This window comes from Pseudanabaena minima str. Chao 2107, from assembly GCF_051131155.1.
Lineage (GTDB): Bacteria > Cyanobacteriota > Cyanobacteriia > Pseudanabaenales > Pseudanabaenaceae > Pseudanabaena > Pseudanabaena minima.
Window position 1 is genome coordinate 1,939,428 of the sequence record NZ_CP159508.1, and the last position, 22,635, is coordinate 1,962,062.

Consider the following 22,635-nt stretch of genomic DNA (forward strand, 5'->3'; position numbering starts at 1 on the left):
AATTCCCTAGTACTTTATTGTGGTTTGTGCTGTTTCCCTTGCCTTACTTTGTACTAACAGAAAAAACGAAACTTTTGAAAGTATTGCTTTGTAACGCTTTTAAAAGTTTTTTATAGTTTGATTGATAAAAATACCATCATCTAAAACCTAAACATATTTATCAGATAGCCTTTGTCTTTGTAAGTTAAAATGAACAAAGAGTAATGATTATTCAATGAACTTTTCTCCTCCAATTGCAAAGTTTCTACGCAAATTTTTTATCGATAAATCTAAAGATGAATTTCAGGATAAATTTCCAAATAGATTCACTCTGAAATATTTGTTTGTATTTTTATTGTTTGCCACTCTAGGATACTTAGGAAATTATTTTCGGCTACCTTTGTTTTTTGGCGTTGACTTATTGTTCGGCAGTATTTCTGTCCTGATCGCTACTTATATCTATGGAACCAAGATGGGGGTAATGGTTTCCGTGGTCGCTAGTACTTATACCTATTTCCTATGGGGACAACCCTACGCCGCAGTGCTATTGATTTTAGAAAGCCTTTGGGTAGGTATAGGGTTGCGTTATCAGGAAAAGCATCAGCAATCACGCAACATGGTGTTCCTTGTGCTGTCCTATTGGTTATTTCTGGGTACGCCATTATGCTTTATTTCTTATATTTTCTTTCTCAAATTTGGATTTAGCTCAGTTGTTTTAGTTGTTCTTAAGCAAGTAATTAATGGCTCCTTTAATGCAGTGATTGCAACTCTATGTATTAACTACTTACCAATAAGACAATGGTTGCGGAAAGAACAAGGCGATCGGCAACACCAGACTATCCAGCAAATGCTGTTTTATCTGTTGTTAGCCTTTGTTTTTATCCCGATTCTCACGATCGCCATTTTGACAGGGCAATATTTTTTGCAAAATATTAACTATGAAATTGATAATCAATTACGTTCTAGTGTGTCATCTCTCAACATTGATCTAAAATTTTGGCATCAACGCAACGCCCAGATTTTACAAAGCCTAGCTAATATTGGATCTGAGGAGAAAAACTTAGAACGCTTACAATTTGCCACTACATCGTTAGGGAAAGGCACACCTACGTTTCTGTCTATTCATACTACAGATGCTGAAGGAAGAGTTTTGACAACATTTTCTCGAGTGCCTGATACAGATATAGCTAGTCTTAGTCAAACTATTGCTAAGACTGATATCTTTCAAAAGGTTAAATCCACTTTAAGCATCACCTTTGGAGATGTTCACATTGATAAAATGACATCTAAACCACATATTGATGTTGCTGTCCCTATCTTTAAAGACAATCGCTTTGATGGCACCGTTATTGCATCTCTAAACATTTCTCATATTAAAGATTTTTTAACAGAAGCAGCAACAACATGGAAAACAGAAGCTTTTCTAATTGATCGCCATAAAAAAATAATTTCTACAACTTCTCCAGATTTTTTGACAGGACAGATTTTCGACTTACACCAAGGGGGAAAAACGATCGCTTTTGGGACTGATCAGATTCAATGGTTTCCGCATCTCAAGGGTGCAGCAGCCATGACTCGATGGCGCAAGTCTTATTATTTACAGAAAGTTTCGATTAATAATGAGATTCCTTGGGATCTAGTTGTGCGTTTATCACCAGTCCCATACATCGATACGCTTGAGTCATTACACACTAAAATTCTCTTGATCATTCTTGCTATCATCCTGCCAGCAACAATTGTCGCAAATTCCCTTAGTCGTAGTTTTGCGAAGCCGATCGCTAAGTTAATGAGACTAACCACAGATCTCCAGAAAAATCTAGCAAAGGACAATGATTTTACTTGGAATGCTAGCAATTTGAAGGAAATTGATACCCTTGGTTACAATTTCCAAGTTATGGCGATCGCGCTTCAAGAGAAGTTTCAAGAAATTGAACAGACCAATCAAAGTTTAGAACTACGCATCCAAGAACGCACTGCTGAACTGCAAGCCAATCAACAAAGGCTAGAACTAATTACGAATTCTATGCCAGGCATGGTATATCAATTTCGGCGCGATCCCGAAGGGAAATATTCTATAACTTACATTAGTAAAGGAGCAGTTGAAATTTATGAAATAACAGTCGATCAGGTTTATGCAGACCCCAACTGTATTATGGGACTAACAGTTCCTGAAGATAGCCACATGGTAAGAGAGAGTATTGAAGAGTCAGCACGAACTTTAAACAAATGGAGCATGACTTATCGAGTTGTTTTGGCAACTGGCAAGCTTAAATGGTTAGCTGGTAGCGCAATTCCGATCCCTCACGATGATGGCAGTACTATTTGGAATGGTGTAATCACAGATGTCACTGATCGCAAACTAGCGAGCGCCACCCTCGAAAAACGGGAAAGTTATCTGGCTATGCTAGTTGAAATTCAACGCCATTTACTTGCCGAAAGTATTAACAATCATGAATATGTCGATATTCTGCGATTACTGGGTAAAGTATCTGATTTCTCAAGTGTCAAACTATTTGTTTGTGAACACAAGCCATTTGAAGAGTCCGATATCAAGATACATTCTGCCTGGTATGCTTCAAATATCAGTCATCCTGAAGAATTAGAACAGACTAGATTTATCCAAATGCTCTTTACTTGGCAATGGATAGCACGACTTACCAATGGCGAAATCGTCAATGAGTCTTTATCAACTATTACCGAAATTGAAAGACCTATTTTAGATTCTAAAAATCTTCGCTCAATTTTAATGATACCTATAGTCGTTAGTGATAAGTTCTGGGGATTTTTGAGTTTCCATGATTACCATAGCGATCGCTTACGCGATCCTGTAGAAGTAAGTCTATTAAGAGTTTCAGCTTCTTCTTTAGCAATGCATCTAGAACGTCAGCAAGCAAAGATGGAAATGCTACAAGCAATGGAGTCCGCCCAAACTGCTAACCGTGCTAAGAGTGAGTTTCTCGCAACCATGAGTCATGAAATTCGCACACCGATGAATGCAGTGATTGGTATGTCAAGTCTATTATTAGATTCAGATCTCAGCCCAGATCAACAGGAGTTTGCAGAAATTATCAGGTCAAGCGGAGATAATTTACTCACAATTATTAATGACATTCTCGACTTCTCAAAAATTGAATCAGGAAAATTAAGCTTAGATATACAGCCTTTTAATTTACGAGCTTGCATCGAAGAATCTTTAGATCTTTTAGCTTCTACGGCAATTAATAAGGGGATCGAGCTAGCCTATTGTATAGATACTGATGTACCTGAACAGATTGTCAGCGATATAACCCGTCTCAGACAAATATTGGTAAATCTATTTAGTAATGCCGTTAAATTTACAGCTCAAGGAGCCGTGACGTTAAGAGTATCGGTACAAGAAGTTGATCAGCAATATCAAAATTATCAGTTACTATTTGTTGTTAAAGATACTGGCATTGGTATTCCAAAAGATCGTTATGAACGCTTATTTAGACCCTTTAGCCAAGTGGACTCATCGACTACGCGCCAATATGGTGGCACAGGTTTAGGACTAGCGATCGCTAATCAATTAACGCTACTGATGGGTGGCGAGATGTCTGTAGAGAGCGAAGTTGGAGTTGGTTCAACTTTTACTTTTACGATTTCTACAGTTGCAGACACGACCCAGATAGTGAATGCAGATTGGGATTCCATGTTTATTGGAAAACGACTATTAATTCTTGAAGATAATGATGTTAGCTGCGAAAGCTTAGTTCTATTGGCTCAAGAATTACAAATGGAAGTGATGGCAACTCAATCTAGTGAGCAAGCGATCGCATGGTTACAGAGTGAGCCCAAATTTGATTGGGCAATTGTTGATGCTAGCATTCCTATATCTAATGCTAATGATCAGGATGCTAGTAATAATCGCGACAATTGTGGCATCAGAAAATTAATGCGGACACAATCAAGTTCTTTGCCAATGATTTTACTTTCCCATCGGTTAAGTTGCGAATTATGCAAGCCTGATCCAATCACAGTATGTCTGAGCAAACCAATTAAGCAATCGCAACTATATAAATCTTTGCTGAAGATTAGTAGTTATCATCCCTTACTTGAAAGCCAATCCAAAATGAAAGATATTTCATTTTTTAATGAAAACTTTGCTACTAGTTTCCCTCTAAAGATTTTACTAGCGGAAGATAATATTGTTAATCAAAAAGTTGCGACTCGGTTTCTCAATCGCTTAGGATATCGGGTCGATGTTGTAGCTAATGGACTAGAAGTTTTAGAGTCAATATACCGCCAAAAATACGATGTAATTTTGATGGATGTGCATATGCCAGAGATGGATGGATTGACTGCCACAAAAAGAATCGTCGCAGAATTTAGGCAAAAGCCTTGGATTATTGCGCTAACAGCTAATGCCGTACAGGGAGATCGCGAGATTTGTCTGGCACTAGGAATGCAAGATTATGTCAGCAAACCGATTCAAATTCAGGATTTAATGCAAGCCTTAGAAAGGGCATACAGTAGTTTGCAATAGTGAGCCGTGCTTGGCGCAGCGCTTGAACTATGGTTGATTGATTACCCAATTAAGATAATCTCGATCAACGGCGATCACAGGAATAGCTATAACTTCGGGGGTTTCGTAAGGATGTAGCGATCGCAGTCTAGAAGATAATGCTTCATAATTGGCTTGCAGAGTTTTGATCAAGACTAAATGCTCTGATTCTTGGCATAGTTCGCCTTGCCACATGTAGGTAGAAGTCATGCTAGGCATCACCTGTACACAAGCAGCCAGTTTTTCTTCAACCAATATTTTGGCAATACTATGAGCTTGATTGACCTCAGGCATTGTTATCATTACAACAATTAAGGTTGGTTCCGAGCTTGACATGATTAGTTTTATAGCGTTAATCAAGTCATTTTAGATCCAAAATAGAATGGCGGCGCTTCGCGCCGCCATTCTATTTTGGATTTTAATTTGGAAGGCTTTGCCTTCTATTTTTTATGTATTTTCGGTAGTTTCTGTAGATGCAGCGCTGATTGAAGCAGATTCTTTTTGAGCACGTTTTTTACGTTCAGCCTCTACCATGTCAGCAATCATTTGACGAGCTTGCTCGATCTTGTCGAGATTGGAGCGATATAGGTCAATATCTTTGAGTAAGCGATCGCTACCAAATTTCAGCGTTTCACCTACTAATTTGATCACTTCTTCACGCTTCGTACTATCAGCAATATCGTCAGGATCGCTAATTTCTAGCAATGCGTAAAGCCCTACACCCAGCAAGCGACTATATTTGAAGTTTTCTTTATTAGCAATCGTCTTTAATTGTCCAGACAAAGGCTCAAGGTGGATACCAGAGTCTAAGCTGGTCAACAGGGTTTTAATTTCTTGAGGTGATCGCGTAGCGAGGTCGCTCAGAGTTGTCGCATCTTGGCGAATGCGATCGGAGTCAAACTGAAGCGCCGAACACAATGCATGAAATACTGCAAAGCGATCGGTTTCAGGCTTGTACCCCACTGTAAAGCGATCGAAAGTAGTCACAAAACCTAATGCAAAAATTGCGTCATATACAAATGTTTGATTGACTTTCAGTAGATGGATTTCCACCAAAAGCTCATCCACAACCCGTCTATAGACTTGATTGACTGGCTTGGGGAAAGCTAAATAAAAATCTTTTTTAGTATCAGAAACAGTACGAACGGTATTCACAGTCAACAAAACCTAAAGACAAGATAGTTCAAATTATCATCGCACAGTTAGCCATAGCATCAGTCTATCGCTATAGATAAATTTTGGTGTATAAAAGCGAGTGGTGACATGAAGCAACGCCACTCACTTTTTTTGTTTTGGTTTTTGATAAAATTACGAGCAGTGCTTTGTGCGGTAACTATAATAATTTCCGAGCAAAGTAAGTGTGGCTTAGCCACATTTACTAAAAAATTTCTTGGTTCATGTTTGAATGCAACATGCTGTAATTCTAGGCGATCGCCACATTAAAAATTTTAGGTAAATCCAGTCATGAATTTAGCTCGGCTAATTTCCGAAACCGCAGCAAAATATGCTGACAAACCAGCGATCGTATTTGGAGACAAAACTTGGACTTACCAAGATTTTGATCTCCTAGTACAGCGTTATGCCACTCATCTCGATCGCCTAGGTATCAAAAAAGGCGATCGCGTTGCAGTCCAATTACCAAAATGCATCGAATTTTTATTTTTTCATTTTGCGATTCTCTCTATTGGTGCGATCTCCTTACCACTCAACCCCGACTATCGCCCTGAAGAAATTGACTATTTCTTGACGGATTCAGGTAGCTCTTTATATGTGACTACTCGCGACATTTTTAGCAAAGTACAATCGGCAATCCAGCATTTATCAGAATTGCAAATCCTACTCAAAGAAGAACAACTTCTCCCATCAGTAGAAGCTATTCTTCCCAAATACATCGCAGGTGGTGATGATATTGCCATGATCTGCTACACATCAGGCACAACAGGACGTTGTAAAGGCGCGGCAATTTCCCATCACAATCTCATCGCCAACATGAAAGCTTTACATAAAGCATGGGAATGGAGCGATCGCGATATTCTATTACATGTCTTACCTCTATTTCATGTACATGGCTTGAATGTCGCCGCTTTAGGATGTCTCTACGCAGGTGCAACCATGATCATGCTAGAGAAATTTGAACCACGCCGCGTCTGGTCAACTTTAACATCATCAAATTGCACCTTGTTCATGGGTGTTCCCACTATTTATCAACGACTGATTAATGAATGGGAAAAACTAGAACCTCAACCAGATTTGCGTAATATGCGCCTATTTGTTTCTGGTTCTGCACCCCTCAGCGATCAACAGTTCTCTCAATTTGAAAATATGACAGGTTTTCGCATCCTTGAACGTTATGGCATGACCGAAACAGGGATGAATGCATCGAATCTTATTGATCCAGAACATCGCAAAGCCAAGAGTGTCGGGTTTCCTTTGGATGGCGTAGAAATTCGGATTGTCAATCGTGATGGTGAAGATGTGGCGATCGCTGAGGTCGGTGAAGTTTGGATTCGTGGCGCAAATGTCTTTCAAGGCTATTGGGGTATGCCAGACAAAACAGCAGAGTCATTTACAGATGGATGGTTTCACACGGGTGATTTGGGATTTCAAGATCCCGATGATCACAACAGACTGTACTTAGTCGGTCGTGCTAAGGAGCTAATTATTACAGGTGGATTTAATGTCTATCCCAAAGAAATCGAAAATGTTCTCGAATCCCATGCAAATGTCAAAGAATCGGCGGTAGTGGGATTGCCAGATACTGATTTTGGTGAAAAAGTTGTCGCTGCGATCGCCCTTAAAGATGCTATTACAATTACCCATGAAGAGTTAATCACCCATTGCAAAAGTCGCCTCGCCACGTACAAATGTCCTAAGCAAATATTCTTTGTCGCAGAACTTCCCCGCAATGCGATGGGGAAAATCCAGAAAAATGTTTTAGTCCAACAGATTAGCACTTTGCCATAAATTGTTGAGCACGCCGCTTAGCCGCAACAAAAAGTAGGCTAGCCTACTTTTTGTTGCGGTTTTCTTGCCAAGCATTGCCTATTCCTTGCACTACACCACGCCCAATCAAACCAATGCCCCGACCAATCACGTTGGTTAATACATACACAAATCCGCTACCAATAAAAGAGATCGCTGATTTTAGTCTTGGTGCGATCGTATCTTGTAATTCCAGTACTAAAGTAACAGCCAGTTGTACTCCTTCTAGCTGTTGTAGCTCTTCATTACGAGGGGTATAGATAGTTACTCTTTTGATGCCGCGATCGGCAAAGGTCAATAAAATATGACGACTCTCAAAGATTAATTGCGGTTCACTAATATACTTTTCTAAGCGATATTTCCAAGATAAATCATTGCGAAATCGTTCGATTTCACGAGTCGCAAGCAAATTATAGCGATAGAAATTATGCTTGATTTCTTCAATATTGGCGAAATTATTTAAGAGTGGTTGAATTACGGCATTAGCAATTTGAATAATCAAATTATCTAATATTATCTCTACTCTCTGCATTGCTTCAGGTGTTCCAATAGCAGCACTAGAGTCATCGATTACTAATTCTGTTTCAAATAATAGATGGGATAGAAAATTATCAAATTGAGGGATTTTATCTAAAAACTCTGTCTGTACAATCTCTTCTTCCTTGAGTAAAATATCCACAACATTAACTTCAGAATCAATATTATTCAGCACATAATATTTGCCAAAAAAATTAATTATTGTTTCCTGCCAAATACTTTTTAAAATATCAGGTATTTTCAGTTCTAATTGTGATGGTTGAATTTGAGAAAACCGTAAATCAGTGATGCTTTGTTCGATTTGGCGCAAAGCAACATATAGAAGTTGTCGCTTTTTCTCATCTTTCAAAATATCAATTTCTAACGGAGTTTTACTTATATTTAATAAGCTAGATTGTAGTTTGTTAACCGTTTTGTCCCATAGACTTGCTTGGACAGCCAAAGCATTATTTCTGGCTTGCTCCTCAGTTTGATCTTGGGCTGTGTTGTTAGCTTTTTTGGTTGTGCGATCGCTTATTTCTCCATCAAAATCAATAAATTTTTCGTCCAGATTAGAAACTGTATTTGCTGGTGGCATAGCTGGTTCTATTTGCTGTCCCCATAACCGATTCACTAACCAACGCGCCGCTTGTAATTCTCTAGCCTGCCCCGCTAAAACCATTTTGGCAATCTGATCGCTAATCTGGTCACTATTGGTACTAGCTAAATTAGCCTTGACTTCAGCTAATACCCGATCAATTCCTCGCATTCCTGACAAATAGAAATTACGCTTTACGATCGCCACAATAGTTTGCTCAGGCAAATTTCTCATTAAGCGATTGGATTGCTTAGATTGATTGATAACAAGTCTTTGGCGATCGTCTAGATACTGATTTCCTAGAGCAACTTGGCGAATCGCAGTTATTAATTCATCAGGATTAGCTCCCTTCAGACAATATCCCTCAACACCAGTGCGCAAAACCATCTCCACTACTGGAGGCTCTTGTGGATAACTCAATACCAAAATTGGCAATTGGGGATACTCCAACTTTAAGCGTTGACATAGTTCTAGACCAGCTTGACAATTGATTGCTGCCAATTCCGAATTTTTTGTGCCTATATTTAGATCGAGAATTGCTAGATCAAAATCTCCTCCTCCCCGCAAAATACCTAAAACCTCAGCCACCGTCTCCGCTTCAGCCACCACTTCCAATTCTGAAAATTGTGCCAGCCACGATCGCATTCCCATCCGAAAAATGCGATCAGCATCTATTAAAAGTAATCTATATATCTCGTCACTCATTGGGAAACTAGTCAGACGATTTTGAACAATATATCTTAAAGTAGTTCCTTGATTAGCTTAATACTTAAATAAATGGCAGAAAGATTGTTAGGATTTCACCGTCATAAGCCGAACTAGTAGAATGCATTCTGACGGTCAGCTTTCCGCCGAGCGCTTTTAGTAAAGTCTTTGTAGTTGGCAAACTCAAACTTAAGGTTCCAGTCTCAGGTTGCAGCATCAGCCATTGCCCTACTGCCTTGAGTAATGGTAAGTCCCCCCCACCTTGTCGCGTTACTTGTGATTGAAACTGTAGCTTTAGATATTCACCAGCACTGGTTAGGATAAGCTGAATATGACTATCGGGCGGAAAACTGCGAACTAAGCGATCAATTAGTCCATTGAGAACTTGAGAGAGCAGGGGAGCATTGCTCAAAATTGCAGGAATCTCCGTCGGTAAGATCATTTCTAAGGATATCTGTCGTCGCCCAGCATGTTCTTGCCAACGCATAAACCCATCACTCAAGATCTCTTCTATTTGGGTTGCTTCCAACATAATTGCGTAACTATCAAGTTGCGCGGCTTCAAAAATCAAATTAAATCGCTCAATCTGCTCTGTACATTCTGCATCAACTCGATCTAATCGCGTTTTTACTTCCGCCGATATATCTTTACGACGCTTTAGCGATCGCACCAACATACGGATCGTCGTCAGCGGAGTTCGCACCTCATGGGTAATTGCCTTGATGATATCAACTTCTTGGATTTCAGGGATCGATAACTCCTGATGAATTGAAGACTGTGCCATTAAAATGGTGCTAAATCTTGCCATGATTGCATAGGAAGGCAAGTTAAGCGGAAATTGTTGCAGCTTTTTTTGTAATAAATTCTGTTGATCATTACGCCGAATCCGCGTTAGAAGCACAGCGATCGCCGCTTGAATAGCATGGGGATGAAGTGACCAAATACAGCTATGACTTTTTGTCGATGAGAGAACTAAAACACTAAAAATGTCAGTGACTAAAATGCAAAACCATTCTTGATTGAGGGGATCGGCTTTGGGGAGCGGGACAACTTGAGTGTTGCTAATTGGTAAAGAACCTGCTGGGAATAGTGAAGATTTACTGGTAGTAAATACCCAAGTTTGTAATTCGGGTTGGCGATAGACCGCATTCGGAAAAATATATGGATGATGAGTTAACAAAAAGCCTTTGAGCTGTGGCTGCATCGAAAATTGCTGGAGAACAGCAATCAATTGATACCAAAATTCCTTTGCGTCAGTTTGATGCAACTCTTCAACAAACTCACGGGTTTGCAGATCTTGATGCAGTGCTTCGTATATTGTCGCCAATCCTGTTGCCAATGTTTCGTCATCCTCAAGCAAGCTAGTTATATCATTTCAAGAAACTGCACTTAAGCCATTATGTAAGCCCCTGTAACACCAAAACATAAAATGGCTATGCCATTTTATGTTTTTAAAACCCTTACGGGTTGTTGTTAATTAACAAAAGTGTCACAACACTTTTGTTAATTTGTCAGTAACTAGGCATAAAAAAGCTCAAGAAGAAACTAAAGCAACACAGTCTAAGATCCCCGACTTTTTCTAAGCAAGCAAAGACTATTTGCAAATTCACCAAAAAAAGTCGCGGATCTGTGCATTTACAGGGTTCTCTTAATGACCTACTTAACCTATTTAATTAAGTCATTCAGTGAAGTTTCGCAAAAGTAAAATTACCGTCCTTGAGTTAAAGCAGTTTCAGCACGGTCAAACTCTTGTAACAAGCGATCGCGAACCTTAGCAGGTACTGCACGCTTGATCGAACCATTGTAGTACCCTGCCAAAGTATTCAATGCAGTTAGCATTGTTGTATAGGAATACAAACCACTCTTTTCGCGATCGGCGCGATAACGGGATACATAGGCATTAATTTTGTATCTTGCTGATGTTTTAACCGCAGCACGGTTTTCAGCATCTTCTGGTAGATTAATCGCTTCTCGCAACGTTTTGATCGTGTCAGTTGTATCAGCGAGATAATTACCTGTCAAACCTGCATTGACAAGCGTTTGTATTTCTTTCGTTGATAACACTTCACCCTTTTTAGCAAACAATGCAGCATTTGCTGCTGGGGTAAAACTGCTAAGTACCACTAAGGCAACCAGTGTAAAAGCGATTGCCGAACGACATAAGCCTTGTAAAGTACCTTTTAAAACTTCTAAAGACTTACATAAAGACTCGTATTTTGCCTTCATATTTATAAAAATACATATTTGTTGTCCCTCTAATCTTATGGCTTTTCGGGCAACCTCCCCTAGTATCCAAAGGAGGGGATCGCAATGTTATGGTTTCATGACATTGCGATCCCCCATTAAATTTGCCCAAGTGATCGCCACAACAATGACAGGTATTTGGTTTTGGCTAAGTATTTGTACTGAAAACTCTTAATAAACTTGTCTAAACCAATAGAAGATAACCCTTTCAGCCATTGACCTTCTCCGAAAATTTGGCAAAATGTATTTAGCTACAGACCGAACCCTCAGTTCAGTGCAACTGAGGTAGATACCATTAAAAGCAGTTGGAGGTTAATTGTATGGCGAGGGAACGTCCTCCCCTAGAAGAAATGACCTTGCGTCAACTTCGCAAAGTAGCAGCAGAGCTAGAGATTTCTCGTTACAGTCGAATGCGAAAATCACAGCTCTTAGCTGATATCCAAACTATTCTTACGGCTCAAGGTGCAGCCTCAACCCAAGCAGATCGTAGTAACTCGGAGACACAGGAAATCGTGGAAGCATCAAAGTTTAATTTAGGTAGTGAAGAAACTGAAGAAGCCCTAGAATCACTTGCTGCCATTGATCAAAGTATCGGTGATTTGCCAAGTGGTTATGGTGAAAGTCGAATCGTTCTATTACCTCGTGATCCTCAATGGGCTTACGTGTATTGGGATGTGCCAAATTCTCAAAAGGAAGAATTACGTCGTCAAGGTGGACAGCAGTTGGCTCTACGTTTATATGATGCCACTGATATCAACTTGGACTACCAAACTCCCAATAACTTACAGGAATATAACAGCGATGAACTCGCTCGCGAATGGTACTTACCAATACCAATTAGCGATCGCGACTATGTAGCCGAACTTGGCTATCGTTGTGCTGATGGTCGTTGGTTAGTGTTAACGCGCTCCAAAGTTGTTCACGTTCCCCCAGTATTCCCATCGGAATGGGTAGAAGACAACTTCATTACCGTACCTTGGGATCAAACACTCAAGGGTCAGACCTTCTTCACTCTGGTTCCTCCAGCTAAGAAAGTTGCTCCTGCTCCCGAAGAAACAGCTACTACCAGCAGCGATACTTCCTACGACGAAATCTTTAATATTGCCCGTGAAGCTGAAGTACAGAGAATCTCTGGCTCTCTATATGGCTCTATGCAGCATGAGTCGGGAATTGGTATGGCTCCTGAGTCAATTAGTTCCTATGTCTTCCCATCTGGTGCAGGATTGTTTGCAGGTGCGGCAGGGGCAATCAGTGCTAGCGGCATTAACTACTCTGGCATTGGCATGTCCAGCTATAGTTTCTTCTCTAGCGAAGCTCCCATCCGCCCTCGCCAATTCTGGCTAGTTGCTGATGCTGAATTGATTGTCTATGGTGCAACTGAGCCTGATGCTTCTGTCACCATTGGTGGTCGTCCGATTAAGCTCAATGCTGACGGTACATTCCGCTTCCATACTTCTTTCCAAGATGGTATTCAAGATTATCCAATCTTTGCAGTTGCTGCGGATGGCGAACAAAATCGCGCTATTCACATGAAGTTCGAGCGTCAAACCCTTGAGCGTCGCACTAACACCAAAGAGGAAGCTATTCCTGAATGGATCAGCTAAGTTCTAAAAAGACCTTGTAAATAAAGAAAGGCGGCGCTTCGCGCCGCCTTTCTTTATTTGGGTTTTAAGATTCTATTTAAAACTTGTATCGCTATAAACAGCAACAGGAACACGCTTAAAAGCAGGTGTGCCACAACGCTGATCAATGGGAGCGCTAAAGATGGCATTAACTTCAGGATAAAACATTAGCGCTGAACCTTCACGGATTTGTCCATAGATGATTTCCACATTTTCCATTTTGCCTGCATTTCCTTTTACTGTTATAGATTGATGTTCTTGAAAGCCAGTGCGATCGCCATCCATTTTATTCATCAAAATGCAATTGCGATGGGGCATTCCCCGATAATAGTCACCATCTTTATACACAACGGTATTGTGTTGTGAATAGCTGCGACCAGTCCCAAGGGAAAGAACAATTGCTTGAGCATTTTTGGGCAAATCAAAGCTAGAAATCGTTGGCAATTCTAGCTTAGGTAAGGGAGTGGCAAACATTTGGGCTTTGCCCGATCGCGTGGGAAATTTTGGCTCATGGAAGATCCGATTGGCGATCGTAAATTCTTGATTCGTATCATCAATTTCACCGATTTTTTCGTAATTTGGAATAGTCTTGGCAATTAGTTGACGTACATATTTTGTGTCTTGGAGCGATCGCCAATTTAATACATCATCACCATGCAGGCGAGCAGCAAGTTCGGTTATAAATTCAACTTCAGAAATTACTTCTGTATCTTGTCGTTGACTAAGATGAGATGTTCCCTCATCATTTAGACGCACAAAGTTATTGCCAGACTCGGTTGTAGTCTTGTGAGGATTCTCAAAACGGGCAAATACAGGCAGGATTAGCGTGTTTGCGTGAGCTAGTCCATGAAAATGTCCAAGGTTCGGTTTTGTAGAAATATAAATAATAGTTTCGATATTACCTAAAGCACGTTTAGCTTGAGTTAAGTCGGGATTTGCAGCGTAGATATTGCCACCCAGACAAAGCAATGTATCGATCTGATGGCGATCGCTTGCTTCGATCAAGGCGCGAGTATCGTAGCCTTGCACTCGACTAAGAGGACGTTGTAATAATTTCTCTAAAGCTTGCATAACCTCTTCTTTAAGTTGAATCGTCACTCCCATTGACCCAAAACCCTGCACATTAGAATGTCCGCGAATCGGCATCGTGCCTGCGCCTTCTTTACCCACATTGCCTGTCAAGATGGCAGTATTGGCAATGCTAAACACATTGTCAACGGCATTAGAATGCTGCGTAATTCCCATCGCCCAAGCAAATACCACCCGTTGCGAAGTTCCAATCATCTGGGCGGCGATTTCGATTTCTTCGCGGGAAACTCCACAAGTATTGAGAATTTCTGCCCAATCTAGCGATCGCACCTGATCGATTACTGCTTCCCAACCTTCTGTATGTGCTTTCAGAAAATCATAATTGACTAAATCATTCTCAATCAGCGCTTTTTGAATTCCTAGAAAAACCGCCGTATCGCTACCTGAAATCGGCTGAATATAATGGGAAGATATTTCAGAACCTTTAAGAAAAGATTTAATGGGATAGGCAGGAGAAGCAAATTTAACTAAACCAACTTCAATGAGAGGATTAATAACAATCACTTTACCGCCGCGATCGCGTAGTTTAATCAATTCATTCATCAAGCGCGGATGGTTGGCAGGAGCATTCGAGCCAATCAGCACGATACAATCGCTTTGTTTGAGATCGGCAAGGTTAACCATCGAAGTCCCAGAGCCAAATACTTCCTTTAACCCAATCGTCGAAGGTGCGTGGCAGAGATCGGAGCAGTCAGCAAGGTTATTCGATCCCAGCGATCTCAACAGTAATTGCAAGAGATAAGCGGCTTCATTCGATGAACGACCTGAACTATACGAGGCAAGACGTTCTGGTGATTTCTGGAAAGCTGTGACAACAATTTCATAGACTTCTTGCCATGAGATACGTTCATAGCGATCGCTATTAGCCCGTTTAATCACAGGAAAGCTCAGACGACCTAAGCGATCTGCTTCCATAGAGCTTAATTTTTGTAGTTCCGATATTGAATGACGTTCAAAAAAATGATGGGAAATTGGCTCCATTAATTCTGAGGCGATCGCTTCAACACTTTTGGCACAGCGCTGCAAATTCTCTTCATCTTCATTCTGAAATCCACCTTTTTGTCCACCCGTTCCCCATGCACAGGACAGACAAGCACTCTTATGCAATAAGGTTTTCCATAGCAATCCTCCCTTCAGATCTAGCGTTTTCTCTGCCCAATACTTAATCACAGGTAGTCCTCCACCCATCTCAGGATGCTTAGTCTGTGAAGTGGCGATCGCTATTTCTGAAGGTGTTGAGTCAGTCATAGTTTTGCATAAAATTGATAAACCATACACCAAATAAGTATTATTGCTCTTCTCCCTTGTATTTTTTAAAAAATGAAGTTTATATAGATCGCTTGAGTGTTACAGCAAAAGTACTACCTTTACCAACTTGACTGATTACATGGATACTGCCTTCCATTTTTTGTACTAATTCATTGGCGATCGCTAACCCTAAACCTGTCCCTGCAATCTCACCCTCTGCCTGTCTACCACGGAAATTACGTTCAAATAAGCGCGGCAAATCTGCATCAGGAATGCCCACCCCCGTATCTTGGACATAGATATAAACTGTGTCGGGTTTAACATCTGCACCTAATAATACATAGCCACCCTTGGGCGTGTATTTGAGCGCATTCTCAGCAAGATTGCTGATCACTTCTCTCAGTGCCGACTCATTTCCTAACACTTTGGGCAAATGGGAAGGGATATTTGATAGAAATTGAATATTCCGTTCTTGAGCGATCGCACTGGCAAAATTGGTAATTCCATCCAGAATTTCACTAAGATCGACTGCTTCGAGTTCCATAGCAGCAGGTAAAAGCGCCTTTTCATGTTCAGCTTCCGATAGCAAAAGTGGAGCAGGGCGATCAGCTTCGCTGAGCAAATCTTGAATATGCTGAGTTTCGCGCAAAATTCCCGTTACAAACTTTTGATTAGGATCATCAGCAACAATCCGCCGTGATAATAACTGGGCAAAGGTGCGAATTGCGGTGAGAGGATTGCGGAGTTGATGCAGCAGTGAGGCTAAAAAATTGCTTTGTTCTTCGTAATTGCGTTGTTGGTTAGCCGCTAGCCATTGATTGCGGCGATCAAGCGCACAGGCGATCGCTAAAGTATTGGCGATTTGCTGAATTTGTGATTGTTCATAATCAAACCAGTCCCGATCTTCCCGTCCCGTCATCAAAAAGCCTAAAATTGCCTCTTCATAAATTAAGGGCAAGACAAAGCGACGTTGTCTCACCAAGCCACTAGCACCTATCGACAAAATAGGATAATTCTCAGCCGCAAAAGCCTCTGGCAGAGCAATCGCCCCCTCTTCTGGAAACACAGCAACTTCGATCAAATTTGGTGGCATCCCATCCGCGACATTTTCGGTAATATACATGGCGCTAGCTACTGCACCCAAGCTCTGGGTCAGTAAAATAATTTGCGATCGAGCTAGGGCGATGAGGTCGGGACTCGCGGAGAGCATGGGAAAGTAAAAACTATGTAAATCTCAGTATAACTCTCCAATGAGTTGATGCTAGTATCTGTAGCAATTAATGAATGTAATCAGACATTCCTTTGCCCTATGAAAAAATCATCCTTAGCTCTTGTAAGCAGTCCTGCTCTATTGGCAACTTTTTTAGCCTCAGGTACTCCTGCTTTAGCAAACACCAGCATTAGCTCTAGTATCAGCAAAGATCCTGATATTTATGCAGAATCAATTGTAATTACCAAAATCACTACTGAGTCAAATAGCCAATCCCTTAGCGATCGCAATGATCTCACCAATATTTTAACCAGCGATCGCATAGGTGATCTTGCAATCAGTGAGTGCGGCTGTGACTGTATGGGATGTCGTCAAGCTGTTCTGTCACTATTCTCAAAGTAATAAAAAGGAGGTGCTAAGCACCTCCTTTTTATTACTGGGTTTTAAGAACTGCGATCGCGATGAACGTTTGTGGGGTGCGCTTCAGTTACACTAATAGGAAGCCATTTTATAAAAATAAGTATATATGCGGTTAAGTGAAATTACCCACCCTAACCAGTTGCATGGTCTAACGATCTCGCAATTGGAGTCTATAGCAAAGGAAATTCGGCAAAAACATTTAGAAACGATCGCTGCCACAGGTGGACATCTAGGACCTGGGCTAGGCGTAGTCGAACTAACTCTCGCTTTATATCAAACTCTAGATTTAGATCGTGATAAAGTTGTGTGGGATGTGGGGCATCAAGCCTATCCCCATAAATTGATCACAGGACGCTACAAAAATTTCCATACCTTGCGTCAAAAGGATGGGATTGCAGGCTACCTCAACCGTCGCGAAAGTGAATTTGATCACTTCGGTGCTGGTCACGCATCGACCAGTATTTCCGCAGCACTGGGTATGGCGATCGCCCGTGATTTACAAGGCGATAATTACAAAACTGTAGCGATCATTGGTGATGGCTCCTTGACAGGTGGCATGGCGCTTGAAGCCATCAACCACGCAGGGCATCTTCCCAAAACTAATTTATTAGTTGTCCTCAATGACAATGAAATGTCGATTTCCCCTAACGTGGGCGCAATTCCTAAGTACCTGAATAAAATGCGCCTCAGCCCACCGATGAAATTTATCACCAACAATTTAGAGGGACAAATCCGCAACATCCCCTTTGTTGGCGAACAAATCAGCCCTGAGATTGAAAGAATTAAGGACAATCTCAAGATTGTGACAATGGTACAAAACAAAGTCGGAGCCGTATTTGAAGAACTTGGCTTTACTTACATTGGTCCAGTCGATGGTCACAATCTCAAGGAACTGATCGACACCTTCAAGATGGCACATACGCTCTCAGGTCCTGTCATGGTTCACGTTAGTACCACTAAGGGCAAGGGTTACAGCTATGCGGAAGCTGATCGTGTTGGCTACCATGCCCAAAACTCCTTTGACCTTGCCACAGGCAAAGCCAAGCCTTCTACCTCTAGCAAGCCTAAGCCTCCCAGCTACTCCAAGGTTTTTGCCGATACACTAATTAAACTTGCCGAGCATGACAAGCGCATCGTTGCCATTACCGCCGCCATGTCCACAGGTACGGGCTTAGACAAATTCCAAGCTGCTTTACCCAATCAATTTATCGATGTCGGCATTGCTGAGCAACACGCGATCACCGTTGCAGCAGGTATGGCTTGCGAAGGAATGCGTCCCGTTGCCGCAATTTATTCCACCTTCCTCCAACGTGGCTTTGACCAGATTATCCATGATGTCTGTATTCAAAATCTGCCTGTCTTCTTCTGTCTCGATCGCGCAGGGATTGTCGGAGCCGATGGACCTACTCATCAAGGTATGTATGACATCGCCTACCTACGCTGCATTCCAAACATGGTGCTAATGGCTCCTAAGGATGAAGCCGAAATGCAGAACATGATTGTCACTGGTTTAACTCATAATGGCGCGATCGCCATGCGTTATCCTCGTGGTAACGGTGTAGGCGCACCATTGCAAGATGAGGATATCGAGCCATTACCAATCGGCAAAGCTGAAGTCTTGCGCGAAGGCAAGGACGTTTTGTTACTCGCCTATGGCTCAATGGTCTATCCCTCGCTACAGGTTGCAGAACTCTTGAATGAGCATGGTATTAGTGCCACTGTCGTTAATGCCAGATTTGCAAAACCCCTAGATACCGAGCTAATTCTACCTCTTGTTCAAAAAATCGGTAAGGTGGTCACCCTTGAAGAAGGTTGCCTGATGGGTGGATTTGGTAGTGCAGTTTTAGAAGCTTTAAATGATGCGAATGTACTAGCTCCTGTTTACCGCATTGGGGTTCCCGATATTCTCGTGGAACATGCTTCTCCAGAGCAGTCCTTTAATTCCCTTGGTATGTCTAGCGGTCAAATTTGCGATCGCATTCTCAATCAATTTGCTTTCAATAAACAACCTGCCATTAGCAGTTAAATAAAAATGGAATAAAAAGGCGGCGCAATGCGCCGCCTTTTTATTTTGGGGTTTAGCGAGTTGCTAAAAAGTATACAGAAGAACGTTCTACGGGATTGAGATTGTGGTCTAGAAAAACTACATCGCTAAAACCAATACGAGTTAGCAATATTTTGATTTCTTCGGGTGTGTAGTAGCGTATTCTCATCATGGTTAGTTCAGAATAAGGACGCTCTGACTGTATTTTCCAAGTTCCTTCCATCCATGCATCAAGTTCTTCTGAGCGAGTCAAGTCTGGAAACTGAATTAGCGCTCTGCCATTTGGTTTGAGGATACGGTAAAATTCATGAAAGAAGGTTACAGCATGTACTTTCTCAATATGCTGGATACATTCAATCGAATAAACAAAAGTTAATGACTGATCAGGAATGGTTTTTAAGTCTAGTCCTGAGCTTCTAATATATGAAACATTTTTGACATCACGATTAAGTTCTTCCGCAACTCTGATGATCGCTTGACTGACATCTACGCCAACTGCGCGTTTACAAAACTTACCCACTGCGCCAACAATCAAGCCATGCCCACAACCAAATTCTAGTACCTCGTCATCAGGTTTAATCAGTTTAGCTAAAACATCATTAGCGATCTCAGCACGGGAAAGACGAAGTTGAGAGAGCAATTCCTCGTATTCTCCTGGAAGAAAATAGAACTTATTTTTGGGATAGAGATAGTGTGGCGAACTGCTGAGAAATTTTTTGGTTAAGAATGCACGAGTTGCCCCTCCACCCATTTTCCACATTAAGTCAATCAATCCATTCCATCTTAGATAATCGTAGTCTCCCTTTTCTGCTTTTAATGGTTTGAATAGAAGATTATATAGGCTAGTAATAAACTTGATTGAACGTAATTTTTTTACATTGATTAGCTGCATACTTCTGATCCTGTACCTTAAAAACTATGGAGAAGTAGTGGAAATTTTAGAGTGATTGTACCAGAGCTAATCTCAATTTTTGGTTTTATCACAATTTTCTTTCAAACAAAATTAACGTAATACCAATTCACGAAAGTGTGGCAACACTTTTGTGAATTGAAAACCAAACCCAATAAGGGTTTTAAAAACACAAAATGGCTACGCCATTTTGTGTTTTGGTATAATTTCGATATAGCAATTTGCATAATGCTTTGCACGCCGCTAATTGCTATATCGAAATTACATCACTTATTTTTGGGTCTCAGAATGCCAAACACTGAAGTATAACCATGTAGGAATGTCGTGCCTCCTACGGGACCAATTTCACCAGAGCAGAAAAAACCACCAAATGGAATTAACCCAAGATGCTTTTGCAGAATCTCAGAGTCAAAGTTTGGTTTGTCATATAGCCTCTCGCCACGCCCCATGCAAGAAAACATTAAAGCTGCGGTAGGAGAAATATTAGGAGCCTCTAAACTCAACTGATTGGTGTAATTTATCAAAGCTTCTTCTAAATCTTCAGCCGAAGCTTTGCCATCGCGTAAATGTAGTTGGATTCTCTGTCCAGGACGCATTCGATCTCCAACAGCGATCGCTCCAGATCGAGGATCAACACCAATAATATTGCGAATCAAGAAATCCCCCTGTGATGGATTTGCCTTAAACTCATTCATCACCACACCAATAAATAGTGAATGCTGAGCCAATTCGCGATCGCTTGGGTTTAAATCGCCCACAGTATCTTGTAATAGGCTTAGAGGCGGCTTGCCCTCTAGTCCCAAAATTAAATTGCGTTCACATTCAGAAACCTGCAAGATTTTGCCAATGGGACGGCAGCCCTGCGCGACTACAGGATCGATAGTCACATCTCCCCATAGGGCTACACCTAACAAACCCGTGCGGTAAAGCTTATATATCCCTTCTTCATGGAAGCAGAACAGTGCATTTGCACCCATACCACCACTACTTGCCAAGCCCCCAACTTTGACAGCATTAGGATAGGCGAAATCTAGCCCTTGAATTAAGTCATTAATCGGAAATGAAAATGGATCACCCACTAACACAAAGCTAGGTGAAACTGCGGGGTCAACATCCGTTAACTTTTCCCAACGATCAGGTGGACTATCAAGATCTGGCAACAGATGGTCATCAAGGTGAAATACTTTTGCCTCAGCATTCGGTAAGTGACCGACTAGCAAGGCGATCGCAGGTTTATCTTCAAACTCCTGACCATTGCCGACAATTCCCCCACCAGAACAGCCAATTAGTTTTTGGATCGGCAATTTTTCCGCTAGCAACGGTAACAAACGCGGATAGTCACTGGCAAAAGCAGTGGAAACAAACAAAAAGCCTAAATCAAGCGATCGATCGCCAAGTAAAGCAAATACTTGCTGTGACAGATCCTGTACCGCAGCTTCCAAAGATATTTTTGTCGAAAGACTAGTAACCCACTTCATAGACCTAGCCCTACATCAACTTTACTTCCAGACATTTCTTTATAAATTGCTTGCAAGGGTTTTAGAAAAACCCCAAGATTTAATCTTTGTATTTGAGCTTTTTTTGAGCTTAATATCTAAGCATAGTATCTAAGCTTACATCGCAGCGACCTACTTCCGACTTTTTCTATAGTGCGATCGCTGAAAAATCAAAATCTAAGTAAAGAAGACGCAGCACTTTGCACCGCTTCTTCTTCATTAGGTTTTATGTCCTAACAAGCGTAAAGAACGCCCAATATGGCATTTATATAGCATTTATATAGAGTAAGACTTGGTAAGGCGCTGAAAGCACAGTAAAATAATTTCGGTAACTGTCCAAAGGATAGGTTGCCAAGTTTAAGTTATATATAGTTTACAAACTTTACAAATACGTTACCGATACATTTATTAAAGACAAATTAACGGAGAAAACAACATGCAGGATGCAATTACCAGCCTGATCGGTTCTTATGATGCAACTGGTAAATACTTTGACCGCGATGCCATGGATACCCTCAAATCCTATTTTGCAACTGGCACAGCCCGCTTAGCTGCTTCTGCGGCAATCACAGCAAACGCAGCTTCACTTGTCCGTAAGGCTGGATCTCAGTTATTTGAAGAAGTCCCTGATTTAATCCGTCCAGGTGGTAACGCTTACACAACTCGTCGTTTTGCGGCTTGCTTGCGTGATTTAGATTATTATTTGCGCTATGCTTCCTATGCTCTAGTCGCAGGCAACAATGATGTTCTTGATGAAAGAGTATTACAAGGCTTGCGTGATACTTATAGCTCTCTGGGTGTACCCATTGGACCAACTGTCCAAGGTATTCAGATCCTCAAGCAACTGGTTTTTGATTTAGTGGGTGAAAATGCTGATTGGCTTGCAGCACCTTTTGACTATATGACTCGCGAACTTAGCGAAAAAAATATCTAACCATCCAACTAAAAAAGGGCGCGATGCGCCCTTTTTTAGTTAGATATAATTCTTCAAAATGATTTAAGATTGTTAATAATCGAAACAAGCTCGATTTAGTCTAGGAGAGAATTTAA

15 protein-coding genes are annotated in these 22,635 nt (G+C 41.2%); 6 read left to right on the top strand and 9 right to left on the bottom strand.

What is annotated here, in order from left to right:
* The first annotated feature begins 214 nt into the window (after positions 1–214).
* Positions 215–4,483, top strand: a complete 4,269-nt coding sequence (locus ABM313_RS08555) for a response regulator (RefSeq protein ID WP_434687276.1) — start codon at positions 215–217, stop codon at positions 4,481–4,483.
* Positions 4,484–4,510: 27 nt separating this feature from the next.
* Here ABM313_RS08555 and cutA read toward each other — a convergent pair whose 3' ends face one another.
* Both cutA and psb29 read right to left on the bottom strand, forming a co-directional pair.
* Positions 4,511–4,837 carry a divalent-cation tolerance protein CutA gene (gene cutA / locus ABM313_RS08560; RefSeq protein WP_434687277.1) on the bottom strand — a complete coding sequence of 109 codons (327 nt, stop codon included), beginning with the start codon at positions 4,835–4,837 and terminating at the stop codon, positions 4,511–4,513.
* A 111-nt stretch (positions 4,838–4,948) separates the two neighbouring features.
* Complete coding sequence (gene psb29 / locus ABM313_RS08565) at positions 4,949–5,656, bottom strand: photosystem II biogenesis protein Psp29 (RefSeq protein ID WP_434687279.1); 708 nt, start codon at positions 5,654–5,656, stop codon at positions 4,949–4,951.
* Between the two features lie 309 nt (positions 5,657–5,965).
* Here psb29 and ABM313_RS08570 point away from each other — a divergent pair, with 309 nt between their 5' ends.
* Positions 5,966–7,465, top strand: coding sequence for a class I adenylate-forming enzyme family protein (locus tag ABM313_RS08570; protein ID WP_434687281.1), 1,500 nt, complete (start codon positions 5,966–5,968; stop codon positions 7,463–7,465).
* A 43-nt stretch (positions 7,466–7,508) separates the two neighbouring features.
* Here the strand turns inward: ABM313_RS08570 and ABM313_RS08575 are convergent, their stop codons facing one another.
* The 3 genes from ABM313_RS08575 to ABM313_RS08585 all read right to left on the bottom strand — a co-directional run bounded on the left by ABM313_RS08575 (position 7,509) and on the right by ABM313_RS08585 (position 11,528).
* Positions 7,509–9,302, bottom strand: a complete 1,794-nt coding sequence (locus tag ABM313_RS08575) for a DUF3685 domain-containing protein (RefSeq protein ID WP_434687283.1) — start codon at positions 9,300–9,302, stop codon at positions 7,509–7,511.
* Positions 9,303–9,366: 64 nt separating this feature from the next.
* Positions 9,367–10,662, bottom strand: a complete 1,296-nt coding sequence (locus tag ABM313_RS08580) for a histidine kinase dimerization/phospho-acceptor domain-containing protein (RefSeq protein WP_434687284.1) — start codon at positions 10,660–10,662, stop codon at positions 9,367–9,369.
* Positions 10,663–11,009: 347 nt separating this feature from the next.
* On the bottom strand, positions 11,010–11,528 hold the full coding sequence (locus ABM313_RS08585; protein ID WP_434687286.1) for a photosystem II protein Psb27: 519 nt from the start codon (positions 11,526–11,528) through the stop codon (positions 11,010–11,012).
* 338 nt (positions 11,529–11,866) lie between these two features.
* Between ABM313_RS08585 and ABM313_RS08590 the strand changes: the two genes are divergently transcribed.
* On the top strand, positions 11,867–13,150 hold the full coding sequence (locus ABM313_RS08590) for a DUF4912 domain-containing protein (protein ID WP_434687287.1): 1,284 nt from the start codon (positions 11,867–11,869) through the stop codon (positions 13,148–13,150).
* A gap of 72 nt (positions 13,151–13,222) precedes the next feature.
* Here ABM313_RS08590 and ABM313_RS08595 read toward each other — a convergent pair whose 3' ends face one another.
* Both ABM313_RS08595 and ABM313_RS08600 read right to left on the bottom strand, forming a co-directional pair.
* On the bottom strand, positions 13,223–15,505 hold the full coding sequence (locus ABM313_RS08595; protein ID WP_434687288.1) for an FdhF/YdeP family oxidoreductase: 2,283 nt from the start codon (positions 15,503–15,505) through the stop codon (positions 13,223–13,225).
* 79 nt (positions 15,506–15,584) lie between these two features.
* Positions 15,585–16,715 carry a sensor histidine kinase gene (locus ABM313_RS08600; RefSeq protein ID WP_434687290.1) on the bottom strand — a complete coding sequence of 377 codons (1,131 nt, stop codon included), beginning with the start codon at positions 16,713–16,715 and terminating at the stop codon, positions 15,585–15,587.
* A 99-nt stretch (positions 16,716–16,814) separates the two neighbouring features.
* Between ABM313_RS08600 and ABM313_RS08605 the strand changes: the two genes are divergently transcribed.
* Both ABM313_RS08605 and dxs read left to right on the top strand, forming a co-directional pair.
* Positions 16,815–17,117 (top strand): hypothetical protein, encoded by a 303-nt coding sequence (locus ABM313_RS08605; RefSeq protein WP_434687292.1) that lies wholly within the window; start codon positions 16,815–16,817, stop codon positions 17,115–17,117.
* A 124-nt stretch (positions 17,118–17,241) separates the two neighbouring features.
* The gene (gene dxs / locus ABM313_RS08610) at positions 17,242–19,161 is read left to right on the top strand and encodes a 1-deoxy-D-xylulose-5-phosphate synthase (RefSeq protein WP_434687294.1); all 1,920 of its coding nucleotides are present in this window, start codon (positions 17,242–17,244) and stop codon (positions 19,159–19,161) included.
* Positions 19,162–19,213: 52 nt separating this feature from the next.
* On the opposite strand, the gene ABM313_RS08615 is transcribed toward dxs, so the two are convergent.
* Both ABM313_RS08615 and ABM313_RS08620 read right to left on the bottom strand, forming a co-directional pair.
* Positions 19,214–20,071, bottom strand: a complete 858-nt coding sequence (locus tag ABM313_RS08615; RefSeq protein WP_434687295.1) for a class I SAM-dependent methyltransferase — start codon at positions 20,069–20,071, stop codon at positions 19,214–19,216.
* Between the two features lie 284 nt (positions 20,072–20,355).
* Complete coding sequence (locus ABM313_RS08620; RefSeq protein ID WP_434687297.1) at positions 20,356–21,567, bottom strand: FIST signal transduction protein; 1,212 nt, start codon at positions 21,565–21,567, stop codon at positions 20,356–20,358.
* A 454-nt stretch (positions 21,568–22,021) separates the two neighbouring features.
* Between ABM313_RS08620 and apcB the strand changes: the two genes are divergently transcribed.
* Positions 22,022–22,519: an allophycocyanin subunit beta gene (apcB, locus tag ABM313_RS08625; protein WP_434687299.1), complete on the top strand. Its 498-nt coding sequence runs from the start codon at positions 22,022–22,024 to the stop codon at positions 22,517–22,519.
* The last annotated feature ends 116 nt before the right edge of the window (positions 22,520–22,635 follow it).